Source organism: Mycolicibacterium bacteremicum, from assembly GCF_002086115.1.
GTDB lineage: Bacteria > Actinomycetota > Actinomycetes > Mycobacteriales > Mycobacteriaceae > Mycobacterium > Mycobacterium bacteremicum.
Genome location: NZ_MVHJ01000006.1, coordinates 38,396 through 53,702 on the forward strand (window position 1 = coordinate 38,396; position 15,307 = coordinate 53,702).

The window sequence follows — 15,307 nt, forward strand, 5'->3', positions numbered from 1 at the left end:
CAGGGCTCCGGTAATGATCTTGGAACATCCAATATCAGCGCTGCCTACGCATAGGGGAGCCCTGACCTCGCCATAGCGTCCCGTTCGGTCAGGTGGCCTGCCGCGCCGGGGGCGGTACGTAGTGCGGCGACAGGTCGGCTTCGGCTGGGGTGTTCTCGCGGGCCGCGAGGTGTGGGCGATGGGCGTGCAGAAAGTGCTGCGCCGTCACCGGCGGCCCGCAGATATATCCCTGCATCACATCGCAACCCAGGGCCTCAAGTCGCTCGACGACGGCAGCATCTTCCACGCCCTCGGCGACACAGTTCAACCCCAGGCTGTGTGACAGGCCGATCATGGCGGCGACGATCGCGTCAGCGCGCTGATCGGTGGTCATCGGCGCGATGAGGTGACGATCGAGTTTGACCTCGTCCACCGGTAGCGTGCGCAGATACTGAAGACCCGCGTAGCCGCTGCCGAAATCATCGATGGCGACCCGGGTTCCCTTGTCCCGCAACATACCCAGTACTTCGCGGGCCGCGGGTTCATTGGCCAGCAGCACGTCCTCGGTGATCTCTATGGTCAGCCGACTGCCGTCCAGTTCGCCGGCGGCCAGGATCGCAGCGACATGCTCGGGCAGCCGGTGATCACCCAGAGATGGCGGGAACAGGTTGACGGCAAAGGGCATATGCAGTCCGTGCCCCTGCCAGTCGGCCACATCGGCGACCGCCATCCGCAGTACCTCATCGGTGAGGGCGCCCATCAGGTCGTTGTGGCGCGCCAGCGGGAGGAACTCGTCGGGACGCAGGATCCCGCGTTCCGGATGGTTCCATCGGACAAGGACTTCCACCGCGGACACCTGACCGGTGGCCACCCGCACCTGGGGTTGGTACAACACACCCAGTTCACCGTGTCCGATGGCGTGCCGGAGCTGGGCGGCGAGGTGCCGGTTACCGGTGCGCCGACGCCGCTGGATGAAGCGATCACCGTCGATGCGCTCGTGCTCGGCGCGCTGCATGTCGGCCGCGTACCGCCGTACTCCCCCGCCGTTGCGTTTCGCCGAATACATGGCGATATCGGCGTGTTTGAGGACGTCGTCGGCATCGGCTGCCTCAACATGATCGGCGGTGGTCACCCCGATGCTCGCCCGCACCAGGACATCGTGGCCGTCGGCGGGGAACGGGTCGTTGAAACTGTCGACGATGCGGCTGATGACGCCGTCCAACATGCGGTCCGGATCCACGACCAGCACCGCGAACTCGTCACCACCGAGTCGAGCGACCACCACCTCGGGATCGACGCTTTGTCCCAGCCGCCGCGCGACGGCCATCAGGACGGTGTCACCGGCGGCGTGCCCGAGTGAATCATTGATCGACTTGAAGTCGTCCAGATCGATCGAGAGCACCGCGACGGGACGCCCGCTGCGCCGGGCGACCAACAGCGCACTGGCCAGCAGCCCACGGAACATGAAGCGATTGACCAGCCCGGTCAGGGGATCGCGACGCGCCTGCTCTGCAAGGGTTTTCATCAGACGCCGGTTCTCGTCCGCCACCAGGAACTGCCGTCCGGCTATGGCAGCGACCACGGCCAGCGCCGCGACCAGCATCGCCATCGACGCCGGGCTGATGGCCACGCAGATGGTCGCGAACGTCAACGGCACGTAGGGCATCCACAGCGTCCAGCGCGATGGTTCGGTCGTGGCGGGCGACGATTCGTGCTCATGTCGTAGCGCGATCACAGTGATGACACCCAACGCCGACAGTCCGGCAGCCCAGACGATGTCGACCCATACCCCGCTCAGATAACCCCCGTGCACGTCCAGATACACGAAGGCGCCGTCGGCAACCGTGTACATGACGACGGCCATCGTGATGCCGGCCGGTACCGCCCGGCGCCGCACCGGTGCGGCCGACACGATCAGCAGCGCGATGGTCAGCAGGACCAGGTCCGCCAAGGGGTAGGCGAGTGAGATGGCGAACGCCCACCCGCGACCGTCCGCCCGGTGCGCAAGATCTGCCAGACCCGCCGCCCAGAGGATGACGAACAACGACCCGGCCACGATGACTCCGTCGAGTATCAATCGCGCCTGCAGATGCACCGATGCCGCCGCCGGCAACGTCAACAGCGCGGCACACAGGGCCACGTAGAACAGCAGGTAGCCGATATCGGCAACGGACGGGAACGGAGCGCGGCCGAACACCTGCGCCGAGAATGCCCACGCCAGGTCGCCCGCGGTCCAGCAGGCCAATGCCACGGCCAACAGAGCTGCCGTACGCCGAGCATCGGAGGTGCGGAGAGCACGCCGGGCGATCAGGTTGCACAGGGTGCCGGCTGCGCCGATGACGACCGATCCGAAGTCTGCGACCGGACCCGTCACGTCCGGGCCGCCCCATTGCCAGATCAGCCAGGCGGCGAATGTCACCCACAGTCCTGCGGTAGCGGCGAGCACGCCGACCATCGCTGTCCGCGACATTGTTCTTCCCCCCGGCAGATGGTCCCCCGACCTACTGCAGTTATTCACACCAGCGCCGACAATACGTGAGTACAGCAAATCCCGGCAAGTTGACCGACGCTGCATTCGCGCTGTTTGAAGCTTCAAAAAAAGCTGACAACCCCAGGTCGGCGAATGAAAATTCGTGTTATCGCACCTGCTGTCCGCAATGCGAACAAGTGGGACGATCGGCTCGCCGAATGCCCCGACACACGCGACCGGACCGAATTTACGGCCGCACCCGCGAATCCGGCTCTGCTCGTTGCTCATGCACCCCGGTTATGTCATGCCCGTCGCGACGCGCTCCCACTACGGCCGTGGATCCTTGCGTTTGCTGGCCGACCTCCACCACCGACGATCTGGTGCGTTAACGTGAGCCTTGCGGTGCATGGGCAGGTGCGCGGCGGCATCGGAGGGCACGCGGTGGCGAATTCGCTGGGATGGTTACGCGAACCTGACCATTTCGATTGGGTGTCGGCCTATATCGTCCAGCGCGGCCTACTGCCACGGATGCGGGTGATCATGGTGGTCGTCACCGCATCCTCGGCGTTGGCGCCGCTGTCCACGCTGCTGCGGCCATCCGCATCAGCCGCCGTCGTCGCGATCGGGATCTGCGGCGCCGCGCTGGCACTGGCACTGACCGTCGTGTGGATCTTCTGGTGGCCGACCCGTCAGGTGTCCCTGTGTTGCGCATTGACCGGCACCGTATGCGCCGCAGGGTGGAGTCTCTCCCAGTCCAGCACCATGTTGGCGGCGGTCACCGGCATGGTCTTGGCGGTGACCGGCGCCTACATCGCCTTTTTCCACAGTGCGGCAGCACTTTTGGCCAATACTGTGGTAGCCGTCGCCGTGTACGCAGTAATCGGGCATCAGATCGCGGGTGAGATCGATCTGGCAACCGCGCTCGCGGTGTTCTGGCTCGGGTGGCTGATCACGATCGTCCTACCACTCAGCGTTCGTGCCCTCGCGCATGCGATGCGTCAGTACGCGATCCGCGCGGAACACGATGCGCTGACCGGACTTCTCAACCGGGCCGGGTTCGACGCCACGCTGGGCCGCAGTATGGCCGGTCCCCGGTCGTCGCACACAACGGGACATCTGGTCGTCATGATGATCGACCTCGACGATTTCAAGGGTCTCAACGACAGCCGCGGCCACGCCGCCGGCGACGATGTGCTGCGCATGGTGGCCGAGCTGCTGCGTACGCACGCACCGAGCGAAGCCGCAGTGTGCCGGGCCGGCGGAGAAGAGTTCCTCATCGCCTACCACTCACCCACCGCCGACGTCGCCGACGCGGCCACTCGATTGTGCCGGGCCATCCACCGGTCCTGCGACGGCGTCACCGCCAGCATCGGCATCGCCGTCACGCCGGCCACATCCCTCCTATGGCCGGCCGGCATCGATCACCTTGTCGAATCGGCCGACGGCGCAATGTACGACGCCAAGCGCCGCGGCGGAAATCGGGTGCACCTCGCGACCACCGCCACCGCCGTGGACATCCCGGGATGTTCGCAGCCTTGACGCGGGGAGCTACCGGGACACCGCGCGCGACACCATCGCCGCCAGGTTGCGACAGTAGTCGTCATCCACCGGCTCGCCGGTATAGAGGATGCGCATGTTGATCGGGGCGAAGACCAGCTGCAGCGTGGCGTCGTAGTCGACGTCGTCGCCGAGCTCGCCACGGTCATGGGCCCGCTCGAAGATCACCCGCATCCGGTCGGCACGAGCCCGCCACGCTGCTCGCCGTATCTCAATGTTGGAGATCCCGGGGTCTTCGATCAGATGGGCACTGTGCAGTCTGCGGCTCTCCTGCTCGGACACCAGCGCAACCATCGAGGCCGCCAGAACGTAGAGGTCTTCGGCGAGCGACCCGGTGTCGGGCGCGTCCGGCGCATCGTCGGGGCGTGTGGTCAGCGCCTCCAGTATCAGTTCGTCAGGACTTGGCCACGCTTCGGTGACGGCGGCGAGATCCCACCCGTGCCGGACGACCATGGTCGCCGTGTCGAACCGGTCGATACCCCACCGCGCCAGCTCGTCGCGCACGGCGGCGAGCACCCGGTCCCGGTCCAGCGGCGCCGTGGCCTGACAACTGTCGCTCGCACTCACCGTTCACAGGACCTTTCGCCCGAGTGTGTCGCGCAGCTCCAGCAGCAGTGCGACCCGATTACTCGCTCCACTATGAGTCGATCCCACATTTCGCGCCAGGGACGGCCGTAGCCGGAAGACGAACGAATGGCCGGTATCTCTGCGCCGCTCGCGCTGTGATGGCCGGGGCGGCGACTTCTTGGTCGGTGCTGACTGTTTAACACCGCGGCTGCGTCCGCTGATGTCGCCTTGCATTGGAGTGAAAGCAGCCGTCCACCATGTCCGCCGCGTGCGTCACACTACTCCGCCGCACCGGCCTCGCGGTAGGAACGAATGTGTCCGCCCACCCCCCTTCTCAGAATCGTCAGATTCGACGAGACCGGTCACCGGGGCAAATTCCGCAGTTCATCGCGCACCCCGCGGAGGAACTCGGTCGCGACGTCGCGACCCGGGCGCGGCCCATGGGACAGGAAGGCTGCCACGACACGTTCGGCGACCTCCCGCAACACCACGTTGTTGTCCTGCGAGAGCTGCCGAAGCAGTGCGAATGCCGCGTCATCACTCAACTCGAAGGTCAGCATGAGCATGCCTTTGGCTTGCTCGATGGCCGGAGCTCCGGCCATCCGATTGGTCAGCTGCGCAATACGGGCATGTAGATGCTCGACCGCGATGTCTTCTCCGGTCTCCGGAACCACATCGATGCGAACGTGGTTCAAACCCAGTCGGTCGGCGAGGGCGGCCGCCCCCGCCTGCGCAGTCCACAGGGTGACGAACACGCCGTCGAAGGCTGCCGCTGCCTCAAGCTCGGTCAGCGCGTGGACCGCTGTGTGGCCGTCACCGCCCGCGGCACGAGCATCGACCGTGATTTCCGGCCGGCCACTGCGTCGCCACGCGTCCCGCAACACGTCGATCACATCGTGGCGGGCGTGGGATTGAAGATGGCCGCTGACGGTGAGGTCGGCACCGATGCCGGTGTAGACCCGAATCGGCACGGAGCCGGCATTGACGTAGGGGTGCAGACACATGAGCTTGTCGGCGGCAGCGCCCAGGGCGCTGACGTCATAGGCGCACAACGCCGACACCGGCAGCCGCGCCATCTGCTGATCGATCAGCAACTCGAACATCGAAAAGGACTCGCGCTGACGCTCGGTGCGGGCCACCGCGGTGACATCGACCACCGCTCGGAATCCGGTGAAGCCTTGGGCGAGCGCCTGCTCGGTGGCCGCCACCCGGGCCAGCACCGACGCGTCCGGGTCCACCACGTCGCTACCCCGTTCGAACACGTAGAACTCGTCGACCGGGATGACCTCGACCCAACCGTCGGCGACATCGACGGGCATGTGCCGACGCAACCCATCGACTTCCTCGTTCAGGGTGTCTACCGTGCCGGCGCCCACATACACGACGCGTTGCCCGTGACGTAGACCGTCGGTCAGGTACTCATTGGCGCGCTGCGCGAAGTCCCGGCGGCGGCGGTATCCCCAGCCCAGATGTCCGAACGGCACCAGCCCGGCCGCGGAGTCCAGGACTCCGTGCCTGCGGCCCGGCGGAGTCATCGACTGCTCCTGACGGGGAGAGCCGGACCGAGCGGAGATCTGTCGTCTGTTCATCGCGTCAACCAATCTGCGCCCGCCGATGCAACGAGTCAACGACCGTTCTTCGATGGGAGCCGGCCCGTCAGCGGCAACAGGTTTGCCTGCAGAACAGAATATTCCCGAAAGTCCAACGCCGGTAGTGCATGCCGCTGCGATTCGGTTTCGCCATGCCCTAGCCCGGCCGGACATGGCGATTGCGCTCCTGGAGCAACAGCCGCGAGACGGCGCGATTGATCTGGCGACGCGGCCAGCCGCGGGCGCCGTCGGCCGCCAGGGCCGCGCGGGCGGCATTGCGCCCGCAGACACCGTGTACACCGCCGCCCGGTGACGCTCCGGCGCTACCGAGGAACACATTCTGCAGCGGTGTCTCGGCGCGTCCCAGTCCGGGTGCCGGCCGAAAGATCAGTTGCTGGAACAGTTGCGAGGTGCCGCCGTTGACGGCACCGGTGTACAGATTCACATCGCCGCGTTCCAGATCCGACGGGCGCTGCGTCGTTTTGCCGACGATGTGGCCGGTGAAACCTGGGGCGTGCTCCTCCAGGACACGGTCGACGTGTTCGGCAAGCCGCTCGGCGGAGTCGTCGTCGGCCCGACCGCGCGGTAGATGCGTGTAGGCCCAGGCACTTTCGGTACCCGGCGCCGACCTGCTGGGGTCCGCGGTGGTCATCTGGCCGAACAGCATGAACGGGCGCTGCGGCACGGTTCTCGTGTTCAGATCGGCCATCCAGCGGATCAACCCGTCGTGGTCGGCGCCGAGGTGCACCGTGCCGGCCCCACCGAGGTTCGTCGACCGCCACGGGATCGCGGCGTCGAGCGCGTAGTTGATCTTGAGGACCGGGGTGTCCCAGACGAACCGGTCCAGACCGCGACGCAACGCGGTGGGCAGCGCATCTGACGGCAGTAGATGTTGGTAGAGCTGCGGCGCCGAGGTATCAGCGATCACCGCGCGCCTGCACCGGATCGTGGCGCCGTCGGCGGTCCGCACGGCGGTCGCACGGTCGCCGCTGACCTCGATCGCGGTGACCGCTCGACCGCACTCGACACGGGCCCCGGCCGATTCGGCCCGGCGCACCATTGCCGCGGCAAGCTGACCGGCCCCACCCACCGGAACAGGGAAACCGCCGTCCTGCGCCAGCATGGTGAGCAGGAAGCCCATCACGCCGCTCGCGGGCGCATCGATGGGAACATCGGCGTGCATGGCATTACCCAACAGCAGCAAGCGGGCAGCCTCACCGCCGAACAGGTGCTCGGCCATCACGCCGGCGGGCAACAGCAGCAGATGTAGCAGGCGCAGGGCCTCGGCAGTACCGAGTCCACGGAGCAGCCCGGCCGGACCGCGCACCGGTGGAAACGGCGCGAAGAGGGTGTCGAGCAGTGGCGCCTTGATGCGCTGCCACTGCTCGAACAGCTCGCACCAGCGCTGCCCATCACCGCGGTGGCAGCGATCCAATTCGAGTGCGGTGCGGTCGATGTCGCGGTAGATGACCGCGGCGTCGTCGTCGGTCGCGTTGCGGGCATGGCCGACCACGGCGGGCGCGTGCGTCCACCGCAGCCCATGGTCTTCGAGGTGCAGTTCCCGCAGGGCCGGCGAGGCCACCGACAGCGGATAGAACGCGCTGTAGAGGTCACTGATGTAACCGGGCATCAACTCCGCGCTCTTGACCGCACCACCGGGCTCGGCCTGCGCGTCGAGCACCAGCACGTCCCACCCGGCGTCGGCGAGCAGTGCCGCAGCCACCAGCCCGTTGTGGCCGGCGCCGATCACGACCGCATCGACGCTGCCGGCCGGTCGGGTGCTCACCGGTCACCGAACGGTTTGGCGATCACGCGGTTCATTGCGGCCTTCACCGAGTCGGGTAGTACTCCGAGTACCGCCCCGGTCAGCTTGCTCGTCGCCGAGGACGCCACCACCTTCTGGTCACCGCGCATCATCGCGTCATATCCCTGCTTCGCGGTATCGGCCGGATCGTCCTTGAACGGCATCCGGGCCAGCAGCGTGTCCGTCATGCCGGCGCGGCCGAACAGCGCCGTGTCGGTCGGTCCGGGCATCAAAGCCGTGACGGTGACCCCGGTCCCGCGCATCTCATCACGCATTGCCTCGGCGAAGGACTGGACGAACGACTTCGACGCGTTGTACATCGACTGGTAAGAGCCCGGCATCATCGCCACGAGCGACGAGGTGAACAACAGCTTGCCGCTGCCATGGGCGACCATATCGCGCAACATCAGCTTGGCCAGGTGCACGGTTGAGCGCACGTTGAGATCGATGATTCCCAGGTCGGTCTGCAGGTCACCGTCGACGAACGAGCCGGCGCGGACCATGCCGGCGTTGAGGGCCACCGCCGCCGGCACCCGACCGTCCTCGACGACGGTGCGGTAGACCCGGTCGACGGATTCGGGCACCCGCAGGTCGACCTGAACCGGCGTCACCGTGGTTCCGGAGCGGGCCAAATGACGTGCTGTCTCGGCAATCTCAGGCTCGTCGGCGACGATCACCAGGTCGTACCCATCGGCGGCGAACAGACCGGCCAGCTCGGCGCCGATCCCGCTCGACGCACCCGTCACCACCGCCAATTGACCCTCAGTCATTCCTCGGAGCTACCCGTAGCCGGAGCGGTCAAACAGGACCGGTTTTGCCCGCGGGCCAAGCGGGCATGACTGCGGGCGTGCCTGAGGACCCGCGTTCACCCGCCGTACTGTTCGACGTCGACGGCACCCTGGTCGACTCGAACTACCTGCACGTGCACGCATGGCACCGCGCATTCAAGGAGCTGAGCGTCCCGGTGCAGACCTGGCGGATTCACCGCTGCATCGGGATGGACGGTCAGAAGCTGCTGGAGACGTTGGCGGCCGAGGCCGACGAGGACACCAGGGCCGAGCTCAAGGATCTGCACACGCGCTACTACGCAGAGACCACGCCGCTGCTGTCGCCGCTGCCGGGCGGGCGGGAGATCCTGGACCGCATCGATGCGCTGGGGCTGCAGGTCGTGCTGGCCACCTCGGCCCCCGAGGACGAGCTCGCCACGCTACGCAAGGTGCTCGACCGGGAGGACGTGATCTCCACTGTCACCTCCTCGAAGGATGTGGAGACCGCAAAACCCGAACCCGATATCGTCGAGATCGCCTTGGCGCGCGCCGATGTCACCGCCGACCGTGCCGTCTTCGTCGGTGATGCGGTGTGGGACGCCAAGGCCAGCGTGGCCGCGGGCGTCACCTGCATCGGTGTGCTCAGCGGCGGCGTATCCCGTGGCGAGCTGGAGGCGGCCGGCGCCGCCGTCGTGTTCGATGACGTGCTGGATCTGGGGACTCACCTCGGGGACAGCCCGATCCAGCACCTGCTCGCATTGCGCTGAGCCCCGACTTTCTACCCGCGGCGGTCGTGATGTCCGCGCGAATTCAAACGTCCCGACTACGTGTGACACATCACGTACCTGCGAGCGTGCGCTTTCGCCTTCCGCAAACGTCTAACAGGTAACGGATCGCAGAAAGGAGGGCGTAGCACACTCATGAGCAAGAACCGAGGTATAGCGAGTCGCCTGTTCGAGGGGCTGGGTCGCGTCACGTGGGGCGTCGTCAAGCACAAGATCCGCGAGCGGCGCGCCAAGAAGCAGCAACGTCGGCGCTGAGCGCCTGACGCCCCAACATCGACCGAAAACGACACAAGAGGAGCACCGTCATGACCATCCCGACCACCGACCACGTCCCCAGCCGTCGCTCCGGCGGCCTCGCCACCAAGATCGGCCTCACCGTGGCGCTCGTCCTGGTGCTGGCACTTGCAATCTTCGCACTGCAGAACACCGTTCACACCAACGTCAACTTCATCGGATGGAATTTCGAACTGGCCCAGGGTGTCTGGCTGCTCGGCGCCGCGGGCGTCGGTGCCGTCATCGCGCTGATCGTCAGCGCGGCATTTCGGGTACGGCGCGCGGTCCGCTGACGCATGCGTGAACTCTGGACGGGAGGCGGTTTTCGGACCGCCTCCCTGTGCGGAGTTCTCAGGCGGCCCGCTCGATGGCGAACGCCGCCAGGAACCCGAGCGTGGTGATGAGTCCGGTCAGGATGTGCGTCCGTTCGAATGCCTCGGGCACCATCGTGTCGGCGATCATTGCCAGGATCGCACCGGCGGCGATCGCGGTGATGACCGCGATAACGAATGGCGACGCGCCGTCGAGGGTCAGATAGCCGACCATCGCCGCGATGCCGCTGAGCACGGCGATCCCGCCCCAGACACCGAACACATACGTGGCGCTGCGTCCGGCGCCCTTCATGCCGGCCGCGCTCGACAGTCCTTCGGGCAGGTTCGAGATGAACACCGCCGCCAGGACGGGGACGCCGACGCCGGCACCACCGATGAGCGAGACCCCGAGCACCACCGATTCCGGGATGCCGTCCAGCAGAGCGCCGATGGCGATCGCGGCACCGGAACCCTTGGTGGCCTGTTCGGTCGGCTGACGGCCTGCTGAGCGTTTCCGGTGCCGGGCACCCCGCCGGGCGAGCACGGCATTGGCTGCCACATAGCAGACGGCACCGGCGAGGAAGCCGGTCGCTGTGGCGGCGAGGCCGCCGGTGCGCTCGGCCTCGTCCATGAGATCGAATGACAGCGCCGAAATGAGCACGCCCGCACCAAAAGCCATGATGCCGGCGGTGACCCGGGCCGGCACCGGCACGAACCACGCGATGGCTGCGCCCACCACGAGGGCGGCCCCCGCGACAAGACCCCACCAACCCGCTTCCAGCCATCCTGGCACCGAACACCCCTTTCACACGCCCTCGCCGGCAGCTAGCTACCCCGGTCCGGCTGTGTCAAACGATCCACGCGGGACTCCCAGGAAAGCCGCAGCGCGTTGCTTCGAAACCCGCTGGTCGGGTACCCCGCCGGTCTACCTGCACCGATGCGGAGGATATCCATGAGCCCGACGAGTCAGCGCGACCTGGGCAGCTCCGGCAGCCCGATCGAGGACGAGCTGGAAGATGCCTTCAACAGGATGGTCGACGAGGGCACCCAACGTCTGCACCGCAGTTGGCGCGAGGTGCTGGTTACCGGTTTCTTCGGTGGCACGGAGGTCGCGATGGGGGTGCTGGCTTATCTGGCTGTGCTGCAGGCCACCGGCAACCAGTTGTTGGCCGGCGTGGCATTCTCCATCGGGTTCCTGGCGCTGCTACTCGGCCGCAGCGAGCTCTTCACCGAAGGGTTCCTGATCCCGATCACCACGGTGGCCGCCAAGCGCGCGAGTATCCGGCAGCTGCTCAAACTCTGGAGCGGGACACTGGCGGCCAACCTGGCCGGCGGCTGGGTGTTGATGTGGCTGATCATGCTGGCGTTCCCCAAGCTGCACGAGAAGGCGGTGGAGTCCGCCGGCCACTATGTCACCGCGCCGGTGTCGGTGCAGACGGTGGCGTTGTCCCTGCTCGGCGGGATGGCCATCACATTGATGACGCGGATGCAACACGGCACCGACTCGATGTTCGGCAAGATCGCCGCGGCCGTGGGCGGCGCATTCCTGCTCGCCGGCCTGCAGATGTTCCACTCGATCCTGGACTCGCTGTTGATCTTCGGCGCCATCGCCACCGGCACCGCACCATTCGGGTACCTCGACTGGCTCGGCTGGTTCGGCTACGTGATCGTCGGTAACGTCGTCGGCGGCCTGGGCCTGGTGACCCTGCTTCGCCTCCTGCGCAGCAAGGACCGGATCAAGGAGGAGCGCGCGGAGGCCGAGACCGGCGGGGCGCAGCGCTAGGTTCTCGGGTGTCTCAGCTCACAATCTTTAGCCAAACTAGGTACTGTTTGGTTGACTCATCGTCACAAGTTCGTTGAGTTCGCAAATGTTGCCGACCTGACCCGACATCGCCTGGTCGGCTGCGAAGTGGTTGGGGGTTGTGATGACACATTCGAAGCGATTCACCCGTCGGATCGCCATGTCGGCCACCTGCGTCCTGGCGCTGGCGCCGGTGGCCGCGGGCGTCGTTGCTGCCGGCCCGGCATCGGCCGATCCGTGCCCGGATGTCCAAATGGTCTTTGCCCGAGGCACATTCGAAGCACCCGGGGTCGGATCCACCGGACAGGCGTTCGCCGACGCGGTGCGCGCCCGCGCCGTTGACCGATCGGTCGACGTGTACGCCGTCAACTATCCTGCGTCGCTGGACTTCGCCACCGCAGCTGACGGCGTGGCCGACGCCAGCAACAAGGTCTTGGCCACGGTCGCCCAGTGTCCCGACACCGACGTCGTGATCGGCGGGTACTCCCAGGGCGCTGCGGTCGCGGCCTACCTCACCGCGGATGCTCTGCCCGAGGGATATCCGCTGCCGCCCACCATCACCGGGCCGATGGACGACACGGTGGCCGACCGCATCGCCGCCGTGGTGTTGTTCGGCAAGCCCTCGAGCGGGTTTCTGCAGATGATCCACACCGGTGCGCCACCGATCACGGTCGGCACACGCTACGCCGACAAGACCCTCGACGAGTGCATACCGGAGGACCCGGTCTGCTCCCCCACCGGCAGCGACCACGGCGCGCATGGCGCGTACACCGCGCGAGGCCTCACCGACCAGGCGGCTGACTATGTGGCGGGCAGGTTGACCGGAACGGCCGAATAGGCGGCGCGGCGCTATTCGGTGGAGCGGAAGAAGGGTTCGACCGTGCCGCTGATCTTGACCACCATGGGGTTTCCCCGGCGATCCTTGGCGGTCGGGACCTCGACGCGCACCCAACCCTCGGCCACGTCGTATTCGTGAACGTTGGTCTTCTCCACGCCGTTGACAAGGATGCCGACACCGCGGACGAGGATCTCCTCGTCATAGAACGCGCTGCGCGGATCGATCGAGAGGTGATTGGGTGGAACGTCTGGGTTCTGGTCCTCGGGCATGATGACTTTCGTTCGGTGCGGTGTTGCGATTCTGATTGCCAGGTAATCTACGCGACGCCGCGTTTGCGAACGTCGGGGCAGTCCGCTACGTCGCGGTTCAGGCCGGCCTCGTCATCGCGAAGACCGCCTCGGGTCCGACATCGATGTAGTTGGCCGGGCCACCGGCGCGGAGTATCGGGCGGGTGCCTGCGGTGTCGTACACACCGTCGATCAGGCAGCGCCGATCGATGTGGACAGCGACGACTTGGCCCAGCACCAGCCAGGTTTGGACTGGCTCACCGTCGGCACCCGTCAGTTGGATGAGTTGGCTCAAGCGGCATTCGAAGTTCACCGGACTCTCAAGTACCCGCGGCGCAGAGATTTCCGTCGAGGGCACCGGTGTGAGTCCGGACCGTTCGAACTCATCCTGATCCGCAGGAATGGTTGCTGCTGTCTCGTTCATCTGCGCGGCCAGTGGTCGGGTGGCCAAATTCCACACGAACACGCCGGTGGCGTGAATGTTGGCCACCGAGTCCTTCCATCCGATGGAGGAGAACCCGATGATGGGTGGCCGGTAGTTCATGGCCGTGAAAAAACTGTACGGTGCCAGGTTCCGGATGCCGTCGGTATCGTGGGTTGATACCCAACCGATGGGTCGAGGTCCGACGATGGCGTTGAACGGATCGTGCGGCAGACCGGTCCCGTCCACGGGCCGGTAAAAGTGAGCGTCGGATCCGGCCATGTCAGATCCTGTGGACCGGAACGTGTTGCGGCCGGATCATGAGGTGAATCCCCACCGTTGCCAGTTGTCCAGGACCTTCCGTTTCACCGGAGCGGGGTAATTCCGATCGAAGGACATGACGCGCTTCTGCGGTCGGCCGACGCGGTCGGCGTTTTCGAGGCACGCGTAGATCACGAGCGAGGTTCCGCGGTCCTCGGCGAGTTCCCTTGCCAAATGGTAGGACTCGATTCCGTCACCGAAGGCGTGCAGTTCGGGAAAGAAGTAGGTGGTGTAGGTGGGGTGATTGCGTGAGGCGAACGCCCATACGACCTGCTGCACGTCGGAGGGGTCGATGTCCTCACCGACAACCAGGATCTTGGTGACGGTATCGCCGACGTGCTGAGTCCAGAAGGTGTTGCCGATGCGGTTCATGAATTCGTCGAGGGTCCATCCGGTGCGGTCATGCCAGTCTGTCGGCACCCGGACGACGAACCACAGGATGGCCGATTCGAAGAGATACATACCGTCGATGACGGGCAGACCGGCATCACGCAGAGCGACAACCGAATCCGATGAGATGAAGAAACCCATGCTGATGTGGCAGTTGTCGATGGGCACGCCGGGGATCGACATCGGGAGAACCGGATTGTCCCGGTAGGTCACGCAGGTGACCTTCTGGCGGGGGAAGATCGTGATGTCGTCGGGTAGGTAACCGGGATATTCGCCGAAGGGGCCCTCAGGTTCCCCGGTGCCGTACTCGACGACACCTTCGATGATGATCTCGGCGTCGGCAGGCACCAGGATGTCACTGGTCTCGCATTTGACCATGTCGAGTGGCTCGTTCATCAGGGCACTGGCCACGTCGTATTCGTCGACCCAAGCCGGGATGCGGGATGCGGCCTGCGTCGAGGCGACGGGGCTCACTCCCAGCGCGCACGCCCAGGGCATGTCGCGCTTCTGCTCCCGCCACATCTGCCAGATCATCCCGTTGTGCTGCTTGGGCCACCACTGACCGGTCATGGTCTGGGCGTCGAGGAGACCGCGCGGTTGGTCGACCAGTTGGTCCAGCGGCCGTCCGGGGTCTGGGTGATGTTCAGCCCTGCGGTCTGCAGATAACGCCCGCCGTCCCCGTCGTGCGCAAGCGGCGCGGGGATCTTGTTGAGGTCGATCTGGTCGCCGACCCACATGTTCTGCTTGCACGGCGCGTCCGCGCGGTCGAGGATTCGGGGTGGATGCGCCGTACCGTTCTCCTTGGCCTCGATATATGCCGCTTGGATCTGCATGAGCGGCGTCTCCGGCGGGAGACCCAGCATGACGGCCAACCGACGGAAGGGCTGGCCGGGGTGAGCGCTCTTGCCCATGCCCCAATCGGCGGCGCGGGGAATCCGGGCGCGGCGTCTTTGACGACATTGAACATCGGCATGGGCGCGCATGTTTCGGCGGCATGCCGGAAGATGGCCCCCATCTCCAGATTCCAATCGACCTCGTCGTTGATCTCCACGAGTTCACCCATGTCTTTCATCACGGCCAGGTAATCGCGATAGCTGCGCGGGATCTTGGTGCGATCGATGCTTATGTTCATGTGGTGTCCTCGGTG

The 15,307-nt window shown here is 66.1% G+C and carries 15 protein-coding genes and 1 pseudogene; 5 read left to right on the forward strand and 11 right to left on the reverse strand.

Going from position 1 to position 15,307, the window contains the following annotated elements:
* Positions 1-88: 88 nt before the first annotated feature.
* Complete coding sequence (locus tag BST17_RS08815; protein WP_165762246.1) at positions 89-2,449, reverse strand: putative bifunctional diguanylate cyclase/phosphodiesterase; 2,361 nt, start codon at positions 2,447-2,449, stop codon at positions 89-91.
* Between the two features lie 114 nt (positions 2,450-2,563).
* Between BST17_RS08815 and BST17_RS08820 the strand changes: the two genes are divergently transcribed.
* Positions 2,564-3,988: a GGDEF domain-containing protein gene (locus BST17_RS08820; RefSeq protein WP_133053521.1), complete on the forward strand. Its 1,425-nt coding sequence runs from the start codon at positions 2,564-2,566 to the stop codon at positions 3,986-3,988.
* A gap of 9 nt (positions 3,989-3,997) precedes the next feature.
* On the opposite strand, the gene BST17_RS08825 is transcribed toward BST17_RS08820, so the two are convergent.
* The 4 genes from BST17_RS08825 to BST17_RS08840 all read right to left on the reverse strand — a co-directional run bounded on the left by BST17_RS08825 (position 3,998) and on the right by BST17_RS08840 (position 8,736).
* Positions 3,998-4,573, reverse strand: a complete 576-nt coding sequence (locus BST17_RS08825; protein WP_234807594.1) for a TetR-like C-terminal domain-containing protein — start codon at positions 4,571-4,573, stop codon at positions 3,998-4,000.
* Between the two features lie 362 nt (positions 4,574-4,935).
* Positions 4,936-6,108 carry an MEDS domain-containing protein gene (locus BST17_RS29250; RefSeq protein WP_165762247.1) on the reverse strand — a complete coding sequence of 391 codons (1,173 nt, stop codon included), beginning with the start codon at positions 6,106-6,108 and terminating at the stop codon, positions 4,936-4,938.
* A 211-nt stretch (positions 6,109-6,319) separates the two neighbouring features.
* Positions 6,320-7,948 carry a phytoene desaturase family protein gene (locus BST17_RS08835; protein WP_083057206.1) on the reverse strand — a complete coding sequence of 543 codons (1,629 nt, stop codon included), beginning with the start codon at positions 7,946-7,948 and terminating at the stop codon, positions 6,320-6,322.
* On the reverse strand, positions 7,945-8,736 hold the full coding sequence (locus tag BST17_RS08840; RefSeq protein ID WP_083057207.1) for an SDR family NAD(P)-dependent oxidoreductase: 792 nt from the start codon (positions 8,734-8,736) through the stop codon (positions 7,945-7,947). The genes BST17_RS08835 and BST17_RS08840 overlap by 4 nt, the downstream gene beginning before the upstream one ends.
* A gap of 77 nt (positions 8,737-8,813) precedes the next feature.
* Here BST17_RS08840 and BST17_RS08845 point away from each other — a divergent pair, with 77 nt between their 5' ends.
* Both BST17_RS08845 and BST17_RS08850 read left to right on the forward strand, forming a co-directional pair.
* On the forward strand, positions 8,814-9,500 hold the full coding sequence (locus tag BST17_RS08845) for an HAD family hydrolase (RefSeq protein WP_234807595.1): 687 nt from the start codon (positions 8,814-8,816) through the stop codon (positions 9,498-9,500).
* A gap of 323 nt (positions 9,501-9,823) precedes the next feature.
* Complete coding sequence (locus BST17_RS08850; protein ID WP_083057210.1) at positions 9,824-10,084, forward strand: lipopolysaccharide assembly protein LapA domain-containing protein; 261 nt, start codon at positions 9,824-9,826, stop codon at positions 10,082-10,084.
* Between the two features lie 58 nt (positions 10,085-10,142).
* Here BST17_RS08850 and BST17_RS08855 read toward each other — a convergent pair whose 3' ends face one another.
* Positions 10,143-10,895 carry a ZIP family metal transporter gene (locus BST17_RS08855; protein ID WP_083057212.1) on the reverse strand — a complete coding sequence of 251 codons (753 nt, stop codon included), beginning with the start codon at positions 10,893-10,895 and terminating at the stop codon, positions 10,143-10,145.
* 159 nt (positions 10,896-11,054) lie between these two features.
* Between BST17_RS08855 and BST17_RS08860 the strand changes: the two genes are divergently transcribed.
* Together BST17_RS08860 and BST17_RS08865 are read left to right on the forward strand one after the other, a co-directional pair.
* Entirely contained in the window at positions 11,055-11,885 is an 831-nt protein-coding gene (locus BST17_RS08860; RefSeq protein WP_083057213.1) for a formate/nitrite transporter family protein, read from the forward strand.
* Between the two features lie 142 nt (positions 11,886-12,027).
* Complete coding sequence (locus tag BST17_RS08865) at positions 12,028-12,741, forward strand: cutinase family protein (RefSeq protein WP_407937739.1); 714 nt, start codon at positions 12,028-12,030, stop codon at positions 12,739-12,741.
* An 11-nt stretch (positions 12,742-12,752) separates the two neighbouring features.
* Here the strand turns inward: BST17_RS08865 and BST17_RS08870 are convergent, their stop codons facing one another.
* The 5 genes and pseudogenes from BST17_RS08870 to BST17_RS29960 all read right to left on the reverse strand — a co-directional run.
* A complete protein-coding gene (locus BST17_RS08870; RefSeq protein ID WP_083057216.1) occupies positions 12,753-13,010 on the reverse strand; it encodes a DUF3297 family protein in 258 nt (85 codons plus the stop codon).
* Positions 13,011-13,107: 97 nt separating this feature from the next.
* Positions 13,108-13,731, reverse strand: a complete 624-nt coding sequence (locus tag BST17_RS08875) for a flavin reductase family protein (protein ID WP_083057218.1) — start codon at positions 13,729-13,731, stop codon at positions 13,108-13,110.
* A 36-nt stretch (positions 13,732-13,767) separates the two neighbouring features.
* Complete coding sequence (locus tag BST17_RS08880; protein ID WP_083057221.1) at positions 13,768-14,730, reverse strand: UbiD family decarboxylase; 963 nt, start codon at positions 14,728-14,730, stop codon at positions 13,768-13,770.
* Entirely contained in the window at positions 14,727-15,071 is a 345-nt protein-coding gene (locus BST17_RS29855) for a UbiD family decarboxylase domain-containing protein (RefSeq protein WP_165762248.1), read from the reverse strand. The genes BST17_RS08880 and BST17_RS29855 overlap by 4 nt, the downstream gene beginning before the upstream one ends.
* Before the next feature lie 29 nt (positions 15,072-15,100).
* Positions 15,101-15,292: pseudogene (locus tag BST17_RS29960) on the reverse strand (hypothetical protein); the annotation flags it as partial.
* Positions 15,293-15,307: the final 15 nt, after the last annotated feature.

Coding starts and splice junctions, on each gene's coding strand:
- BST17_RS29250 (WP_165762247.1), bottom strand. CDS start 6,108: ATGACTCCGCCGGGCCGCAGGCACGGAGTCCTGGACTCCGCGGCCGGG.
- BST17_RS08880 (WP_083057221.1), bottom strand. CDS start 14,730: ATGACCGGTCAGTGGTGGCCCAAGCAGCACAACGGGATGATCTGGCAG.
- BST17_RS08850 (WP_083057210.1), top strand. CDS start 9,824: ATGACCATCCCGACCACCGACCACGTCCCCAGCCGTCGCTCCGGCGGC.
- BST17_RS08875 (WP_083057218.1), bottom strand. CDS start 13,731: ATGGCCGGATCCGACGCTCACTTTTACCGGCCCGTGGACGGGACCGGT.
- BST17_RS08865 (WP_407937739.1), top strand. CDS start 12,028: ATGACACATTCGAAGCGATTCACCCGTCGGATCGCCATGTCGGCCACC.
- BST17_RS29855 (WP_165762248.1), bottom strand. CDS start 15,071: ATGGGCAAGAGCGCTCACCCCGGCCAGCCCTTCCGTCGGTTGGCCGTC.
- BST17_RS08840 (WP_083057207.1), bottom strand. CDS start 8,736: ATGACTGAGGGTCAATTGGCGGTGGTGACGGGTGCGTCGAGCGGGATC.
- BST17_RS08860 (WP_083057213.1), top strand. CDS start 11,055: ATGAGCCCGACGAGTCAGCGCGACCTGGGCAGCTCCGGCAGCCCGATC.
- BST17_RS08815 (WP_165762246.1), bottom strand. CDS start 2,449: ATGTCGCGGACAGCGATGGTCGGCGTGCTCGCCGCTACCGCAGGACTG.
- BST17_RS08870 (WP_083057216.1), bottom strand. CDS start 13,010: ATGCCCGAGGACCAGAACCCAGACGTTCCACCCAATCACCTCTCGATC.